Source organism: Nocardioides daejeonensis, from assembly GCF_003194585.1.
In the GTDB taxonomy this organism is placed as follows: domain Bacteria; phylum Actinomycetota; class Actinomycetes; order Propionibacteriales; family Nocardioidaceae; genus Nocardioides; species Nocardioides daejeonensis.
In genome coordinates this window covers 192327-208099 of the sequence record NZ_QHKZ01000006.1, presented here as the reverse complement: position 1 = coordinate 208099, position 15773 = coordinate 192327, and the positions used below count along the sequence as shown (strand labels likewise).

Genomic DNA, 15773 nt, shown 5'->3' with positions numbered 1-15773 from the left:
TCATTCTCCTGCCCCGGGACTGCTGACGTAGAGCCAGTAGGTCTCGGGGCGGGTGCCGAGCTTCACCTCATAGCTGGCGGCGGTGCAGTTCCCGACGACGGACCGCATCGCCGCCTCCAGCGCATCGCTCCGTGTGGCGGACCAGATCGCCAGCACCTGGCGCGTGGCTCGCGCAGCGGCAGTGAGGAAGTCGGGACGGTAGAGCCGGTGGTTGTGATCGTGCACCAGATAGTCGGGCCCGTTGTCGACGTCGAGCAACACCAGGTCGTACGTCGCATCGGCGGCGACGAGCACGTCAGCCACGTCGCTGGTGACCATCCGGACTCGCGGGTCCGCCAGCAGGCCGGGCCCGTGCGCGATGGTGCCGTCACGCATCCACGCGACCAGGCACTCTTCCAGCTCGACGCAGGTCACTGCGGTCACCCGGGGATCGCTCAGCACCTCCTCGAGGGTGTAGCCCAGGCCGAGCCCGCCGATCAGGACGTGCCCCGGCTTCTCGACCGCGGCGAGAGCCACCGAGGCGAGTGCGCGCTCGCTGGTCGTCTCGAGGGTGTCCATGACGAAGATGCCGTTGACGCGGAGCTCGAGGACCTCGCGGCCGTGGCGCTCCCGGCGATGCAGGACGACCGTGCCGCGTGGGGATTCGACGCGGGCCACCTCGCTGGACGACATGCTTTCCTCCCGGCTCGGCAAACAGCCAGTCTGGCCTGTCCGTCCGCCGCGCCGGCGAGGGGGTCGATCAGTCGAAGAGTTCGGAGAGCCAGCTCTCCTTGCGCTTCTTCTTGTAGTAGCCCTTGTCGTAGCGCGGCTGCTCGTAGCGCGGCTCGTCATAGCGGGGCTGGGCGGCCGGCGTGGGAGGCGCCGCCGACGGGGCCTGGGTGAGCGACCGCTCGATGATCTTGTCGAGCTCGCCACGGTCCAGCCAGACGCCGCGGCAGGTCGGGCAGTAGTCGATCTCGATGCCGGAGCGCTCGCTCATCACGAGCACGGTGCCGTCGGTGGGGCATTGCATGGGGGCTCCTCGGGTCCGGACATGCAGGAAATTCTGTTCACAGTCATGAACGCCGGGCCCGCTACTCAAGTTCCCTGACCGACCAGAACTCGTCACGCACGTGACAAGTTCCGGCACTTTCTCAAGGCGCCTCGCTCCGAGCCCTGTCGTGGGGGGTGGCCGCAGTGCTTAGCGTCAGGTCCGCGGTGAAGATCGCGAACTTCGACCGATGGACGGGGACGGTGGTTCAGGTGGCGCGAGCGGACCCGTGGATGGCACTGCTGGGCGTCCTGGGCGTGCTTCTTTCGGGCTGTTCGGCCACGCAGGCCAAGGATGGCGAGCCTCCGGACATCGTGCTCAAGCGAATCACCACCGCAGCGCAGACCCTAGCCCCGGCGAACGCGCTGCTGCCCGACGCCAGTGAGCGTGAGCTGATCAGCTTGGCGCATGACACCCTGCTCGCGGAGTGCGTGGCCAAACAGGGTCTTAACCTCGCCCTGGCCGGCGACGAGCCGATGACGTGGGTGACGACGCTGACCGCCCCCTACGGTGGGGGCAACACCTTCTTCCCGGTCGATCCCGAGCGGATGGAGCGCTTCGGCTACCACGATCCTCTCGATCAGCAGGCAGCCCAAGCGAACGTGGCGTGGCAAGGGGAGTTCACGCCCATCGACGCCGTCCGTTCCTGTGACGACGAGATCAGTGAGCAACTGGGTGGTCCGCCGCCGTTCGACCTGACGCGGTTGATCAGCGAGGCCGGGCAGAAGGCGGGCAGCGACCCGCGTCGCGCCTGGGTCGCGTGTATGGCTGACAAGGGCTACGCCTACACGCGTGAAGGCGGCCCGTGGGCGGAGTTCGCTCTGGACACGAGCAGGTCCACAGCGACTCCGGAGGAGATCGCCGTAGCGACCGCCGATGCGGCCTGCCAAGCCTCAGCGCGCAACACCGACACCTTCTTCGCCCTCCTCGTTGCCTACCAGCAGAAGGCGTTGGCTCAACACAGCGAACAGGTCGCCGCCTACCAGGTGTACCTCCGGCAGTTGCTGACCAGGGCGACGCAGATCGTGGCGGAGCATCCGGTGCCGCAGAACCGACGGGCGAACGTCGAGGCGCCGTGACCCGATGCCCTTTCCTGCTGGTGTTGCTCTCGCTGGGGTGCCCGGCCGTGGCCGGCTGCCTTGGCTGGTTCGCCCTCGGCCAGGTTCGCTCACCCAGCCAGGTGGCACGAACCAGGTAGGTCCTGGCGACGCGTTCAGCGCCACCAGGGGTCAGCCGGCAGTGCCCCGCCCAGCGTGAACCGCTCGCCGGGGCGGGGCAGGGCGAGGGACACATCGCCCGCGGCAACGAGCAGCCGTTCGATCGGGTCCGCCCAGGAGTGAAAGGCCAGGTCGAAGGTCGCCCAGTGGATGGGCAGCAGGACCTTGCCGCCCAGGTCGCGGTGGGTCCGGACCGCCTCCTCCGGGTCCATGTGGATGTCTCGCCAGCGCGCGTCGTACGCCCCGATCGGGAGGATCGTCAGGTCGAACGGTCCGTGAGCGTCGCCGATCTGCCTGAACGCCGGCGTGTAGCCGGTGTCACCGCCGAAGAAGACCCGGGTCTCGCCCGCGGCCAGCGCCCAGGACGACCACAGCGTGGTGTTGTTGGTGAAGAGGCGGCCGGAGAAGTGCTGCGCCTCGGTGCAGGTGAGGGAGAGTCCGTCGACCTGATGGGACTCGTTCCAGTCGAGCTCGACGATCCGCGGCTCCGGCACGCCCCAGACGCGCAGGTGCGCGCCGATGCCCAGAGGTACGACGAAGGGAACGTCTCGGTACCGCACCAGCCAGTCGACGGTCCGGGTGTCGAGATGGTCGTAGTGGTCGTGGGAGATGACCACGGCGCTCAAGTCATCCGGTAGCGCAGCCAGGGGCATCGGCACGGGGTGGTGACGCTTCGGGCCGACCGCCTGGCTGGGCGAGCAGCGGCTGCTCCACACCGGGTCCGCGAGCACCCAGTGCCCGCCTACCTCCAGAAGCGCGGTCGCATGCCCCAGCCAGGTCGCCGCCCCCTGCCCAGCCCGCTCGGGCAGCTGCGGGGTCGTCAGCGGGACGGTTCGGGAAGGTCGCCCGGAGCGGCCCTTCCGAGCGAAGTCGCGGGCCAGTTCGGTGCGTGACATCTCCTCCACCTGGCGTGACTCCAGTCGGTTGTGGAAGAGCCCGTCACGGAGCTGTGGGGAGCCGGCGTACGCCGCGGGGTCGGGTCGGCCGCCGATGCTGCGGGGGAGCGGAGAGAGCACCCTTCGATTCTCGCCGACAGCGCAAACCGACCGTTGTTGGGCGCGGAAGCGACCGTAGGCGCTGGGTCACCCGTGGATGGTATTTTTCTACCATGAGAACCACCATCGATGCCGCCGGTCGGATCGTCGTCCCTAAGGTGATGCGCGACGCGATGGGTCTGACGGCGGGAAGGGAGATCGACGTGGTCTTCACTGATGGACGGATTCAGATTGAGCTGGCGCCGGTCGAGGTTGAGGTGGAGATGGACAACGGCTTGCCGCGCCTGGTGCCGAAGCGTCCGACACCTGACCTGAGTGACGAGCTGATCCGGGACACGATCGAGTTCACACGTCGGTGACTCGCGGACTGACCTGCGACACGAGCGTGGTGGTGCCAGCGTTGCTGAGCTGGCATCCGGAGCATGGCGCCTGTCGTGATGCCCTCGGGCAGGTGGACAGGCTACCCATGCACGTCGTGGCCGAGACTTTCTCTGTCTTGACGCGTCTGCCCGCGCCGCATCGGGTGGCGCCGGCCGATGCCGCGATGGTTCTCTCCGGCCTCGCGCTACCGCTGCTCGAACTCCCCGGTCGCGTGCTTCGCTCGACGGTGCTCGCGCTCGGGAGGTCGGGGGTCGGTGGTGGTGCTGTCTATGACGCGCTGGTCGCCGCAACGGCGCACCATCACCAGCGCAACCTGCTGACCCGTGACCAACGTGCGCGGTCGACGTACGACCTGATTGGTGTCAGGTACGCGTTGGTCTAGGTGTGATGGCGTCAGCGGCCGACCCGCTTCGCTTTCAGGTCGCCGGTACTGGCCAGGGAACGTGCCGTTGGTCCGAGCGGCAGCATGACCGCGAGGGGTGGCCTCAGCGCTCCCTGGAACGTACCCGGATGCCGGTGATCGGCACGGTGACGGCGCCGCCCGGGTCGGTGAAGAAGTCGTTGCCCTTGTCGTCGACGACGATGAACGCCGGGAAGTCCTCGACCTCGATCTTCCAGATCGCCTCCATGCCGAGCTCGGGGTACTCGATGACCTCCTGGCTCTTGATGCAGTCCAGCGCCAGGCGTGCGGCGGGGCCGCCGATGGAGCCCAGGTAGAAGCCGCCGTGCGTGTCGCAGGCCTCGGTGACGACCTTGCTGCGGTTGCCCTTGGCGAGCATCACCATCGAGCCGCCGGCGGCCTGGAACTGCTCGACGTAGGAGTCCATCCGGCCGGCGGTGGTCGGCCCGAACGAGCCCGACGCCATGCCCTCGGGGGTCTTGGCCGGGCCGGCGTAGTAGACCGGGTGGTTCTTGAGGTAGTCGGGCATCTCCTCACCGGCGTCGAGGCGCTCCTTGATCTTGGCGTGCGCGATGTCGCGGGCCACGACCAGCGGACCGGTCAGCGAGAGCCGGGTCTTCACCGGGTGCTTGCTCAGCTCGGCGAGGATCTCGCTCATCGGCTGGTTGAGGTCGATCTTCACGACCTCGCCGCCGGCGATGTCGTCGGCGACGCCCGCGTCGGGCATGTACTGCGCCGGGTCGGTCTCGAGCTGCTCGAGGAAGACGCCCTCCGGGGTGATCTTGCCGAGCGCCTGCCGGTCGGCGGAGCAGGAGACCGCGATCGCGACGGGGCAGGAGGCGCCGTGGCGGGGGAGTCGCACCACGCGCACGTCGTGGCAGAAGTACTTGCCGCCGAACTGGGCGCCGATGCCGAAGGACTGGGTCAGCTTGAAGACCTCCTCCTCGAGCTCCGTGTCGCGGAAGGCGTGCGCACTCATCGAACCCTCGGTCGGGAGGTCGTCGAGGTAGTGCGCCGAGGCGTACTTGGCGGTCTTGAGGGCGAACTCGGCCGACGTGCCGCCGACGACGATGGCCAGGTGGTACGGCGGGCACGCGGCGGTGCCGAGCGACCGGATCTTCTCGTCGAGGAACTCCAGCATCCGCTTGGGGTTCAGGACGGCCTTGGTCTCCTGGTAGAGGAAGGACTTGTTGGCCGAGCCGCCGCCCTTGGCCATGAAGAGGAACTTGTACTCCGGCTTGCCACTGGTCTGCGGCGTCGAGTAGAGCTCGATCTGCGCGGGCAGGTTGGTGCCGGTGTTCTTCTCCTCCCACATGTTCAGCGGCGCCATCTGGGAGTAGCGCAGGTTGAGCTTGGTGTAGGCGTCGTAGACGCCCTTGCTGATCCACTCGCCGTCGTCGGCGCCGGTGATGACGCCCTCGGACTTCTTGCCCATGACGATCGCCGTGCCGGTGTCCTGACACATCGGCAGCACGCCGCCGGCGGAGATGTTGACGTTCTTGAGCAGGTCGAGCGCCACGAAGCGGTCGTTGCCGCTGGCCTCGGGGTCGTCGATGATCTTGCGCAGCTGGGCGAGGTGGCCCGGCCGCAGGTAGTGGCTGATGTCGTGCATCGCCTCGGAGGTGAGTCGCTGGATCGCCTCCGGCGCGACCTTGAGGAACGTCTGCCCGTCGACCTCGAAGGTGCTGACGCCCTCCGTGGTGATCAGTCGGTACGGCGTCTCGTCGGCGCCGTTCGACCCGTGGGTCGGCAGCAGGTCGGAGTAGCGGAACTCGGGGCCCGAAGCAGCAGTCGTCACGGCCACTCAGACTACGCCGTCCCGCCCGCCCGCCTTCGTCGAGGTCGAGGCTGCCGGAGCTCGGCCACCGGGTGTTGCTCGACGGCGGCGGTCAGTCGAGCAGCGTGGTGACCAGGTCGTCGACGAATGCGTCGGCTGAGACGGGCAGTGTGAGATCGGGATCGGGGCCCTGGGGGAGTTGACCGCGCGCCCGTTGAGCACGGACGACGATCTGGAGTGATCCGGGGTCTTCGGCTCCGCGCCATGCGACCGTCCAGGTGCGGTCATGCCGCAGCGTGTCGATCTGATCCACGACGGAGGCGGCCGGATGGCCGGCGACCTCCGTGTCGCCGGTGTGCAGTGGCGCGACGCTGCTGAGCACCTCGATCTGGAGACTGTGAGCGTCGTTGACGAACACACAGCGACGTGCCTTGGTCTTCTCCGGCGGACGTAGGTAGCTCCCTAGGGCCCCGGTGACCGGGCTGAAGCCCGATCCGAAGTGCTCGCTCACCAGCGGTGCGGTGGCGGCGCACAGCACGGCCGGATCCACCTCGCCCCGCGCGATCAGCTCGGCAGGCTCCGAGGGGGCCTCGGCCGGAGTCGCCGGCAGGCAGTCGTCGATCACGGCGTCGCGGCAGGCGCCGGGGGCTGCGGTGTCGTCGCTGCCCCACGGGTAGAGCAGGTCGGTCACCGGTGCCTCGACGGCCTTCGCGTCGTGGGTCGCGGCGACGACCCGCTTCAGCACGGGATCGTCGGTCCGGCAGGCCCCGCTACGTTGGAGTCGTGCGTACACCTGGCCGTCGTTGGCGGCGGGGTAGTCGGTACGCCACGCCGGCCAGATGTACCAGCAGTTCTTCAAGACCGTGTTGCGCGTGACCTCCGTCTCGCCCACCTGGAACCGCGGGTCGCTGTCGGAACTGAAGTCGGCGGTGGTGAAGTCGAGGGTGCCGAGCGACTTCTTGCCCTGGGTAGCCACGCACTGGTCCCAGACAGACATGTTGTCGACCGGCCGCACATCGGCCCGCGGGTACGCCGCAGCGAAGGGTGCGCAGGTCGGCATCCGGTTGGGCGACGGTCGCCGGACCACTGCTTCGGGGCGGTGGTCGAGCACGTCGACGACCTGGGCGGCGACCTCGCGGGCCGGAGCACACGACCGGTGGCTCTGCACTCGAATCGCCCGTTCCTGCGTGGTCGGCAGCCAGATGGTGCAGCCGTCGGCAGTGCGAACCCGATAGCTGACGAATCCGCCGATCTCCTCCCGGAGGATGTCGAAGCGGTAGTAGCTGTAGAGGGTGGCATTGAGCTCGATCTTCACGCCGTTCGCATCGCACTGCCCGGTCGCGAAGACGGTCGGCTTCTTGCGGTCGCTGATGCGCAGCAGGGCACACGGGTCGAGCATCGACAACGAAGCGGAGACGGCGTTGACATCGCGGTCGGCGATCGGCTGGAGGTGGGGATCGGTAGCCGGCAGCGGCGTGAGCTCGGTGACCTCCTGACCAGCCTTGTCGTCTCCGGAGCAGCCGACCAGGAGGAGCAGGACGGCGACGAGGCCCGCGAAGGTGCGCATGCGGGTTGAATGCCCCTGCGGGGGACCGCCGAAACCGTCTCGCCGCGCGGCTTTGGCCGAGCAGGCACACCGCACCCCCGACACCGTGGTCAGTCCAGCAGTTGCTCCACGAGATCCGCTACGAAGCCGTCCGCCTCGTCTACGGGCGTCCGGTCGATCTCGATGCCCTGCCAGTTGCCCTCGGCGCGGGTCGGGGTGGCGAGCACCGTCACCGACAGCACGCCGGGCTTGCCGGTGCGCCAGCCGATGCTGAACCTCCTCATCGGCGAGACGCCCTCGACGTCGCCGGAGGTGCTCGTGGTGGCGGGGTGTCCGCTGATCTCCTCGTCCTCGCTGAGCAGCTGTTGCTGGGTCGAGGCCAGCACCGTGATGTGCAGCGAGTGGGTGGGCTCGCCGAAGGCGCACTCCGTGAGCGGCGCTCCCTCAACCTGCTGGGCGCGCGTCGCGGTGAGGACCGTCGCCGGAGCCAGCGTGTCGCCGTACCAAGCGCGCACCAGGGGTGCGGCGGCGGCGCACAGGACGTCGGGATCGGCCTCCGCCTGCTCGAGCAGGTCGGCCGCATCCGCGGGTACGTCGGCGGGCCGGGCCGGCGTGCATTCGAGGGCTGCGGCGTCCAAGATGTCGGCGCAAGCCCCGGTGCTGCTGAGGTCGGCCGTGGTGTCGTCGCTCCAGTCGTAGAGGAGGCCGGTCGGGTCCACCTGCGGTGGCGTACGCCGCGCCGCTGCCACCACCCGGGCGATCATCCGCCGTGTGCCGGCGCAGGTGTCGGTCACCAGGGTGGCGTTCGTGGCCAGTGCGGAGTCGAGGGGCACCCGGGCGTGCGGCAACTCGAAGCCGGTCCAGCATTGACCGTCGATCTTGTTCTGCTCGCGTGGTTCTGCGTCGGAGATGTCGAGGAAGAGACGCGCCTTCGTCGCGGTCATGCTGCCGTCGGTGCTGGCGGTGCACTCGTCGAGGGAGTACTGACCCCAGTTGCCGGCGTCGACCTGCAGGCGTTCGGGCACGGCCGGCGCGAGCAGCTCGCAGGCGGTGAACCGTCCGGCGTCACGCGGTCGGAGGAGCCGGTCGGGTGCGGTGCGGAGCAGCCGGGCTCCGGCCTCCGCATAGGCGACGGTGTCGGTGCAGCGACGCTCCCAGGAGTTGAACTCGACCGCCAGCGACTGGGTGACCGGCAGGCTCACCGTGCAGTACTTCTTCGTGCTGGTGGTGCGGTAGGAGACGGCTCCGGCGGCGTCGTGCCGTCCCTGGTAGAAGCGTGCGCCGTCGCTCAGGGCGACCGCGAGCTTGACGGTTGTTGTGGAGGAGGTGCCGATCCGGCACGCGTGGGTGGAGTCGTAGCGACGGGAGTCCATCGGGTCGCCGACCTTGCGTGCCACCGCAGCGTCGAACAGGAGGCACGGGTCGAGGGCCGCCAGCTTGCGCTCGGTCTCGGTCTGGTCGCGGTCGGGCTGAGTCGTCACGTCACGGGCGACGGGGGCGAGGGCCGCCAGCTCGCGCTGCTCGTCGCCGTCGTCGCCCGAGCACCCGCTGATCAGCAGGGCGAGGGCGGCGAGCAGGAGAAGGGCGGTACGGCGCATGTCTGCCGTCTTCCCCGGCAGCGCGGTGAGAAACCGGCGCCCCGAGGGTTCTCTGCCCCACACGGGATCAGTGCCCCCGCACGGCATGCAGGATCTCCTAGTGTGGAGCACATGGACGAGCCTGGTGTGTCCTCGGAGCCCAACGACCCGCTGCGGATGCGGATCAGCGATGCGGATCGACACGAGGTCGCAGAGGCGCTGCGGCGCGCGGCCGGCGAGGGCCGCCTGGACTTCGACGAGCTGGACGAGCGGCTCGAGTCGGCGTACGCCGCCAAGATCTACGCCGACCTGGCGCCGATCCTCGCGGACCTGCCCGAGGAGGCTCCTCGGCTCCCGGCGACAACCGGAGGAGCGGTGCCGGCGGCCGCGCCGCGGATCGGTGCCGGGGTGGGGGAGGTGAGTCAGTTCAACACCTCGACCACGATCATGGGCGGGGTCACGCGCAAGGGCGTCTGGCAGGTCGGCGCTCGCCATACGGCTCTCGCGCTCATGGGTGGGGTCGACATCGACCTTCGTGAGGTCGTGTTCAGCGAGCGGGAGACGGAGATCGTCGCGAACGCCGTGATGGGCGGCATCGACATCGTCATCAACGCGCGGACGAAGGTGATCGTCGACGGCGTCGGCATCATGGGCGACTTCAGCCAGGCGCGCGACCGGGTGCCCCCCACGCTCGACGAGGGCTCCCCGGTGGTGCGGGTGAAGGGGATCGCTCTGATGGGGGCGGTGACCGTCGTGCGCAAGCAGATGCCGGGTGAGCCACGCCCCTCGTGCCGCCCGCGCAGGAACCCGCCGCTGCCGCCCGGCCCGCAGTTGGACCACGGCTGACGTCGCTGGGGCTCGGGCATATCCGCGCCTGTTCCCCTGTTGTCCTGTCATGCACGTGTGGGACGCGATCGTGATCGGCGCCGGTCAGGCCGGGCTGTCGGCCGCCCACCACTTGAAGGTCCGCGGCGTCGATCCCTTGGTGCTCGACGCCAACGCCGGACCGGGTGGGGCGTGGCAGCACCGGTGGGACTCGCTGACGATGGCCGACGTCCACGGCGTGGCCGATCTCCCGGATGCGGTCGCGCCGACCTCGGGGCCGGGCAGCGGGGAGGGCCGGGCCAAGGAGGTGATCCCCGCCTACTTCGCCGACTACGAGGCAGCCTATGGGTTGGAGGTCGTCCGTCCGGTGCGGGTCGATCGGGTGGAGTCGGTCGGCGAGCTCCTGCGGGTGACGGCTGGGGAGCGCAGCTGGATGACCCGCTCCCTGGTCAATGCGACCGGCACCTGGGACCGCCCGTTCCTTCCGCACTACCCGGGCGTCGAGACCTTCCGCGGGGAGCAGTGGCACACCGTCGACTACCCGGGTCCTGAGCACTTCGCGGGCAGGCGGGTCCTCGTCGTCGGCGGCGGTGCCAGCGCGGTGCAGTTCCTGGGCGAGATCGCGCCCGTGGCCGACACCCTCTGGGTCACCCGCAAGGAGCCGGTCTGGCGCGACCGCTTCGCCGGCGAGGACGGCTACCGCGCCGTGCAGCTCGTCGAGGAGCGGGTGTTGGCCGGGTTGCCACCCCAGAGCGTGGTGAGCGTCACCGGTCTCTTCCTGCGCCCGCAGGAGCAACGCGCCGCGGAGCTCGGGGCCTACGACCGGCTGCCGATGTTCGCCAGCATCGAGCCGAGCGGCGTCCGCTGGGCGGACGGACGCTTCGAGTCCGTCGACGTGATCCTGTGGGCGACCGGCTTCCGCCCCGCGGTCAGCCATCTCGCGCCGCTGCACCTGCGCGGCCCTCAGGGTGGCATCGAGCTTGCACGCACACCGGGCTCCGGCCAGACCCCGACCGCTGCGGCACGGGATCCGCGGGTGCATCTGGTGGGCTACGGGCCCAGCGCCAGCACCATCGGAGCCAATCGCGCCGGGCGCGCCGCGGCTCGGGCACTCGTGGACCTGCTACGCGAGGGCGAGAAGGAGTCAGCCGTCTCCTAGGCTCGCCTCGTGATCAAGCTCGTGGCAACCGATCTCGACGGCACCTTCCTGCGGGGCGACCTCAGCGTCAGTCCGCGCACTCGTGCCGCGGTCGCCGCGGTCCGCGAGCTGGGCATCCCGGTCGTGCCCGTGACCGCACGCCAGCCGATCGGGCTGCGGCCGCTGGCAGACGATGCGGGCTTCCGGTCCTGGGCGGTCTGCAGCAACGGGGGCCTGGTCCTCGACCTGTCGACCGGCCGGCGTCTCCACGAGGCGGAGGTGACGGTGGCCGCACAGACGGCGCTGGTCGAAGCGCTCGACGCCGCCCTCCCCGGCTGCCTCTACGTCAGCGTGCGAGACGGCGGCGAGGTCTTCGTGCCGCTCCATGGCTACGGCGACATCGCCGACCTGCGCGACCACAAGCGCGAGCCGAGCACCATGGGCGGCCACCCGCTGACCGACGTACTCGCGGAGCCCAGCCTGAAGTTCATCGTGCGCCATCCCGAGCATGCCGTACCGGAGGTGCTGGAGGTGGTGCGTGGCCTCGGGCTGCCGGGTTTCGGGGCCACGCACTCCGGTGCCCCGTTCGTCGAGGTGATGCCCGAGGGCGTCAGCAAGGCCACGGGACTGGCGCTGCTGTGTGCTGAGCTCGGCATCACCGCCGCCGAGGTGCTGGCCTTCGGTGACGCGCCCAACGACGTGGAGATGGTCGACTGGGCGGGCCACGGGGTCGCGGTCCAGAACGCCGCGCCGGAGGTGTTGGCGATCGCCGACGAGGTGACTGCTACCAACGAGGACGATGGTGTGGCGCTGGTCCTGGAGCGGCTGGTCGCCAGCCGCTGACGCGGGACGAGTCAGCAGATGTCGTGGCTGGCGGCCGGGTCCGCCCGGCGCAGCACGTCGGCGAACGCCTCGCGCACCTCGCAGCCGCAGCGCACGGGGTGACGGAAGGGCACCCGCACGTCGTGGCGCTCAGCGCCGTCCTCCAAGCGCAGCACCAGGCCGTAGCGGTCCAGCTGCATCGGCCGCAGCGCCGTCGGGTTGACGGAGGGGGCGACGTAGCGGGCCAACGCCGCCAGCGCATGGGCGTGGTCGCGGTGCATGTGGTTGAGCCAGTCGTCCTCGAGCCCGACGAGCGGGTCGGGGAAGGAGTTGCGGTAGTCGTCGAGCGCCACCTCGACCGGCTTCGCCTCACCTGCGGTCTCGCAGTGCCACGTCAGCGCGATCCGCTGCGGCACGAACCGGAGGACGGGCTCACCGGCGACCGGTTCGTTCGGCCCGGCCAGGTGCTCCCGGGCTCCTGCGGGGAGCGGATTGCCGAAGACGCCCAGCTTGCCGGTCATCTGCACCAGGCCGCGGACCCGGTCTGGGTGGGCTACCGGCGCCAGGTCGTTCGCAGTCACCTGCACCGTCTGCGCAGGCAGGTTCGGGGCGACGGCGAAGACTCGCTCCGGTGACTCCGACCCCGGGAGGAACAGCAGGCTGCCGTCGGCAGCCAGCGCATGCCGGGGCACGTCCACCGCCATGTTGAGGACGCCGACCCGCAGGTCGCTCGTCGTGGCGAGGATCGAGCGCACGCGCTCGGCCGGGGTGAGTCCGGAGGTGGGCGTGGAGGGGCGACTGCGAAGGAGGCTCATATTAGGTAAGCCTAACCAAATACATGCCGAGGTGCGCAAGGCCCTGTCTTCCGGCTGGGATAGCGTCTCCACCATGCCTGGTGCCGCTCTTCTCGTTGCCGGCACCACCTCCGATGCGGGCAAGAGCATCGTCACCACTGGTCTGTGCCGGGCGTTCGCCCGGCGTGGCCTGCGGGTCGCGCCCTACAAGGCGCAGAACATGTCCAACAACTCGATGGTCTGCGCCGACGGCGCCGAGATCGGCCGCGCGCAGTGGGTCCAGGCGTTGGCTGCCCGGGCAGAGCCAGAGGCGGCGATGAACCCCGTCCTGCTCAAGCCGGGAAGTGACAGACGCAGCCACGTCGTGGTGATGGGCCGTCCCGGTGGGACGGTGAGCTCCCGCGACTTCCTCGAAGGTCGCCGTCACCTCGAGGCGGCTGCCCATGCCGCGTTCGACGACCTCAGCAGTCGCTATGACGTGGTGGTCGCCGAAGGCGCCGGCAGCCCCACCGAGATCAATCTGCGCGCCTCCGACTACGTCAACATGGGGCTCGCCCAGCATGCCCGGATGCCCGTCGTCGTGGTCGGCGACATCGATCGAGGTGGCGTCTTCGCAGCCATGCACGGCACGGTCGCCCTTCTCGACGCCGCCGACCAAGCGTTGCTGTCGGGCTTCGTGATCAACAAGTTCCGCGGCGACGTCACCCTGCTCGAGCCAGGCCTTCGACAGCTGGCCCAGCTCACCGGACGGCCGACGTACGGGGTGCTGCCCTGGCACCCGGGACTGTGGCTGGACTCCGAGGACGCACTCGACCTGGAGGGGCGTCGCGCCGAGGCGGGTCGTGCCGCGCTCCGGGTCGCCGTGGTCAGGCTGCCACGGATCAGCAACTTCACCGACGTCGACGCTCTCGGGATCGAGCCGGACGTCGATGTCGTCTTCGCCTCGGACCCGCGGGCCCTGGTCGACGCCGACCTGATCGTGCTCCCGGGCACGCGGGCGACCCTGTCGGACCTCGACTGGCTGCGCTCCCGCGGTCTCGACCGAGCCATCGTCGGCCATGCCGAGCGTGGTGGCGCGGTGCTCGGCATCTGCGGTGGCTTCCAGATGCTCGGTCGGCGGATCGAGGACCCCTCAGGCATCGAGGGCACGGAGGGTGCGGCCGCCGACGGACTCGGACTGCTCGACGTCACCACCACCTTCGCGCCCGAGAAGGTGCTCCGGCTGCCCGAGGGCACTGCGCTGGGCGCGAGCACCACGGGCTACGAGATCCACCACGGCCGGATCGCCCGAGGGGGAGACGAGGAGTTCCTCGGTGGCGCGCGACGTGGCTCGGTCTTCGGCACCATGTGGCACGGAAGCCTCGAGGGCGATGCCTTCCGGGGCCGCCTGCTGGCCGAGGTCGCGACGGGCTCCGGCGCCTCCTGGCAACCGTCTTCGGTGAGCTTCCCGGAGCGTCGCGCGGCTCGCCTCGACCTCCTCGGCGACCTGGTCGAGGAGCACCTCGACGTCGATGCGCTGCTTGCGCTGGCTCGTGACGGCGCCCCCGCCGGTCTGCCCCTGCTACCTCCCGGGAGGGACCTGTGACCGTGCTGTTGCTCGGCGGCACCTCCGAGGCGCGCGACCTCGCGGCCCGGTGCGTCGCCGCCGACATCGACGTGCTCAGCTCGCTGGCTGGCCGTGTTGCGCGCCCACGACTCCCTGTCGGAGCGGTGCGGATCGGGGGCTTCGGCGGTGTCGCGGGACTCGTGGAGTTCTTGGCGGCCGAGGCGATCGAGGCGGTCGTCGACGCGACCCACCCGTTCTCCGAGCAGATGTCTCGCCATGCCGCCGAAGCCTGCCGGACTGCCGGCGTACCGCTGCTTCGCCTGGAGCGACCCGGCTGGTCGACGGTGCCCGGCGCCGATGCCTGGCACTGGGTGAGCGACCACGCCGAGGCGGCTCGGACGGCAGCCGGGCTGGGTGGGCGACCGTTCCTCACCGTCGGCCGTCAAGCGCTGGGCGAGTTCGTCGGCCCGCTGGGGGATGCCGCCGCGCTTGCCCGGGTCGTCGACGCGCCGGAGCTCGACCTACCGCGGGCGTGGACGCTGCTGCTCAGCCGCGGCCCCTACCGCCGCGAGGGCGAGCTCGCGCTCCTGCGGGAGCATCGCTGCGACGTCCTCGTCACCAAAGACTCCGGCGGCAGCTTCACCTGGCCCAAGATGGAGGCCGCAGCCGAGCTCGGCATTCCCGTGGTGGTCGTACGCCGCGCCCCCGGACCGCAGGGAGTCGCCACGGTCAGCGATCCGGACGAGGCGCTCGCCTGGCTACGCGCCCCCCACCCACCGCTGTAACGGCGGTTTGCGACAACAGCACCGCACCAGTGCGGAGGGCGCCAGCGACAGTACGGCGGCGCTCACGACCGCAGCCGCGCCCACCCGTCGTGCCAGCACGGCCGCGCGATCGATGTCGGCTCGGCCCGGTGCGGCGCCGTCGCCCAGGGTGTGCCTGTCCTCGACTCGGCCCGCGTAGGCGTTGACCCCGCCGAGGGTGATGTCGAGGGCGCCGGCGAACGCCGCTTCCACCGGTCCGGCGTTCGGGCTCGGATGATGGCGGGCATCGCGTCGCCAGGCGCGGAGCGCTGCACTCGGCCGGCCTTCGATCGTGGGGCTCAGGCCGACCGCGAGGAGTGCGCTCAGCCGGGAGCCCGGCAGGTTCGCCAGGTCGTCCAGGCGCGCCGAGGCCCAGCCGAAGCGCTCGTAGCGAGGCGACCGATGGCCGACCATGGCGTCCAGGGTGTTGGCGGCGCGGTAGCCCACCAGACCGGGTACGCCGCAGAGCGCGCCCCACACCAACGGTGCCACGACGGCATCGGAGGTGTTCTCGGCCATCGACTCGATGGTGGCGCGTGCTACGCCCGACTCGTCGAGCCGCGAGGTGTCACGGCCCACCAGATGGGTCAGCCGCTGCCGCGCGCCGGGCAGGTCGTCGGCGTCGAGGAAGCGCTGCACGGCGCGAGCCTCGCGGCCCAGCGAGGTGCCGCCGAGGACGGCCCAGGCGGCGACCGCGGTGACCAGCGTCTGCGCGCCGGTCTGCTGACGGGCGATCCGCTCCACGACGAGCCCCGCTGCGACCGTCGAGCCGACCAGCACCACGCTGTGTGCCGCACCCCGCGACCGCGAGTCGGCGTACAGCGTGCGCTCCAGGCGCCCCGCGATGCGACCGAAGCCGGCGACCGGATGGCCACGGCGAGGGTCGGCAAGAAGCCGATCGGCCGCGTACCCCAGGAGCAGG

At 70.3% G+C, this 15773-nt stretch carries 16 protein-coding genes; 8 read left to right on the top strand and 8 right to left on the bottom strand.

Annotation, left to right across the window (positions count from 1 at the left end; all coding sequences use genetic code 11):
• Positions 1–672: a spermine/spermidine synthase domain-containing protein gene (locus DNK54_RS16430; RefSeq protein ID WP_110208075.1), complete on the bottom strand. Its 672-nt coding sequence runs from the start codon at positions 670–672 to the stop codon at positions 1–3.
• Between the two features lie 67 nt (positions 673–739).
• Positions 740–1012 (bottom strand): TFIIB-type zinc ribbon-containing protein, encoded by a 273-nt coding sequence (locus DNK54_RS16425; protein ID WP_110208074.1) that lies wholly within the window; start codon positions 1010–1012, stop codon positions 740–742.
• Between the two features lie 185 nt (positions 1013–1197).
• On the opposite strand from DNK54_RS16425, the gene DNK54_RS16420 reads away from it, so the two are divergent.
• On the top strand, positions 1198–2109 hold the full coding sequence (locus DNK54_RS16420) for a hypothetical protein (RefSeq protein ID WP_110208073.1): 912 nt from the start codon (positions 1198–1200) through the stop codon (positions 2107–2109).
• A gap of 134 nt (positions 2110–2243) precedes the next feature.
• Here the strand turns inward: DNK54_RS16420 and DNK54_RS16415 are convergent, their stop codons facing one another.
• The gene (locus tag DNK54_RS16415) at positions 2244–3263 is read right to left on the bottom strand and encodes an MBL fold metallo-hydrolase (protein ID WP_204164647.1); all 1020 of its coding nucleotides are present in this window, start codon (positions 3261–3263) and stop codon (positions 2244–2246) included.
• A 92-nt stretch (positions 3264–3355) separates the two neighbouring features.
• Here DNK54_RS16415 and DNK54_RS16410 point away from each other — a divergent pair, with 92 nt between their 5' ends.
• Both DNK54_RS16410 and DNK54_RS16405 read left to right on the top strand, forming a co-directional pair.
• On the top strand, positions 3356–3601 hold the full coding sequence (locus DNK54_RS16410; protein WP_110208072.1) for an AbrB/MazE/SpoVT family DNA-binding domain-containing protein: 246 nt from the start codon (positions 3356–3358) through the stop codon (positions 3599–3601).
• Positions 3598–4005 carry a PIN domain-containing protein gene (locus DNK54_RS16405; RefSeq protein ID WP_110208071.1) on the top strand — a complete coding sequence of 136 codons (408 nt, stop codon included), beginning with the start codon at positions 3598–3600 and terminating at the stop codon, positions 4003–4005. The genes DNK54_RS16410 and DNK54_RS16405 overlap by 4 nt, the downstream gene beginning before the upstream one ends.
• A gap of 103 nt (positions 4006–4108) precedes the next feature.
• On the opposite strand, the gene DNK54_RS16400 is transcribed toward DNK54_RS16405, so the two are convergent.
• The 3 genes from DNK54_RS16400 to DNK54_RS16390 form a co-directional block, all read right to left on the bottom strand.
• On the bottom strand, positions 4109–5821 hold the full coding sequence (locus DNK54_RS16400) for a fumarate hydratase (RefSeq protein WP_110208187.1): 1713 nt from the start codon (positions 5819–5821) through the stop codon (positions 4109–4111).
• 91 nt (positions 5822–5912) lie between these two features.
• Positions 5913–7367, bottom strand: coding sequence for a hypothetical protein (locus DNK54_RS16395; protein ID WP_110208070.1), 1455 nt, complete (start codon positions 7365–7367; stop codon positions 5913–5915).
• Between the two features lie 89 nt (positions 7368–7456).
• The gene (locus DNK54_RS16390; protein ID WP_110208069.1) at positions 7457–8944 is read right to left on the bottom strand and encodes a hypothetical protein; all 1488 of its coding nucleotides are present in this window, start codon (positions 8942–8944) and stop codon (positions 7457–7459) included.
• Positions 8945–9055: 111 nt separating this feature from the next.
• On the opposite strand from DNK54_RS16390, the gene DNK54_RS16385 reads away from it, so the two are divergent.
• From DNK54_RS16385 to DNK54_RS16375, 3 genes are read left to right on the top strand one after another with little or no spacing between them, the layout of a single operon-like run.
• Positions 9056–9769: a DUF1707 SHOCT-like domain-containing protein gene (locus DNK54_RS16385; RefSeq protein ID WP_204164646.1), complete on the top strand. Its 714-nt coding sequence runs from the start codon at positions 9056–9058 to the stop codon at positions 9767–9769.
• Between the two features lie 49 nt (positions 9770–9818).
• Positions 9819–10907 carry an NAD(P)-binding domain-containing protein gene (locus tag DNK54_RS16380; protein ID WP_110208068.1) on the top strand — a complete coding sequence of 363 codons (1089 nt, stop codon included), beginning with the start codon at positions 9819–9821 and terminating at the stop codon, positions 10905–10907.
• 9 nt (positions 10908–10916) lie between these two features.
• Positions 10917–11729 (top strand): HAD family hydrolase, encoded by an 813-nt coding sequence (locus tag DNK54_RS16375; RefSeq protein ID WP_204164645.1) that lies wholly within the window; start codon positions 10917–10919, stop codon positions 11727–11729.
• Positions 11730–11740: 11 nt separating this feature from the next.
• Here the strand turns inward: DNK54_RS16375 and DNK54_RS16370 are convergent, their stop codons facing one another.
• Positions 11741–12523: a DUF2470 domain-containing protein gene (locus DNK54_RS16370; RefSeq protein ID WP_110208067.1), complete on the bottom strand. Its 783-nt coding sequence runs from the start codon at positions 12521–12523 to the stop codon at positions 11741–11743.
• Positions 12524–12596: 73 nt separating this feature from the next.
• Between DNK54_RS16370 and DNK54_RS16365 the strand changes: the two genes are divergently transcribed.
• A complete protein-coding gene (locus DNK54_RS16365; protein WP_110208066.1) occupies positions 12597–14087 on the top strand; it encodes a cobyric acid synthase in 1491 nt (496 codons plus the stop codon).
• Positions 14084–14833: a cobalt-precorrin-6A reductase gene (locus tag DNK54_RS16360; RefSeq protein ID WP_110208065.1), complete on the top strand. Its 750-nt coding sequence runs from the start codon at positions 14084–14086 to the stop codon at positions 14831–14833. The genes DNK54_RS16365 and DNK54_RS16360 overlap by 4 nt, the downstream gene beginning before the upstream one ends.
• Here DNK54_RS16360 and DNK54_RS16355 read toward each other — a convergent pair.
• Positions 14807–15772: a cobalamin biosynthesis protein gene (locus DNK54_RS16355; RefSeq protein ID WP_275426276.1), complete on the bottom strand. Its 966-nt coding sequence runs from the start codon at positions 15770–15772 to the stop codon at positions 14807–14809. The two genes, DNK54_RS16360 and DNK54_RS16355, sit on opposite strands and share 27 nt — an antisense overlap.
• Position 15773: the final 1 nt, after the last annotated feature.

Excerpts from the sequence above, each read along its gene's own strand:
- DNK54_RS16430 (WP_110208075.1), bottom strand. The coding sequence starts at position 672 with ATGTCGTCCAGCGAGGTGGCCCGCGTCGAATCCCCACGCGGCACGGTC.
- DNK54_RS16425 (WP_110208074.1), bottom strand. The coding sequence starts at position 1,012 with ATGCAATGCCCCACCGACGGCACCGTGCTCGTGATGAGCGAGCGCTCC.
- DNK54_RS16410 (WP_110208072.1), top strand. The coding sequence starts at position 3,356 with ATGAGAACCACCATCGATGCCGCCGGTCGGATCGTCGTCCCTAAGGTG.
- DNK54_RS16395 (WP_110208070.1), bottom strand. The coding sequence starts at position 7,367 with ATGCGCACCTTCGCGGGCCTCGTCGCCGTCCTGCTCCTCCTGGTCGGC.
- DNK54_RS16390 (WP_110208069.1), bottom strand. The coding sequence starts at position 8,944 with ATGCGCCGTACCGCCCTTCTCCTGCTCGCCGCCCTCGCCCTGCTGATC.
- DNK54_RS16385 (WP_204164646.1), top strand. The coding sequence starts at position 9,056 with ATGGACGAGCCTGGTGTGTCCTCGGAGCCCAACGACCCGCTGCGGATG.
- DNK54_RS16380 (WP_110208068.1), top strand. The coding sequence starts at position 9,819 with ATGCACGTGTGGGACGCGATCGTGATCGGCGCCGGTCAGGCCGGGCTG.
- DNK54_RS16370 (WP_110208067.1), bottom strand. The coding sequence starts at position 12,523 with ATGAGCCTCCTTCGCAGTCGCCCCTCCACGCCCACCTCCGGACTCACC.
- DNK54_RS16365 (WP_110208066.1), top strand. The coding sequence starts at position 12,597 with ATGCCTGGTGCCGCTCTTCTCGTTGCCGGCACCACCTCCGATGCGGGC.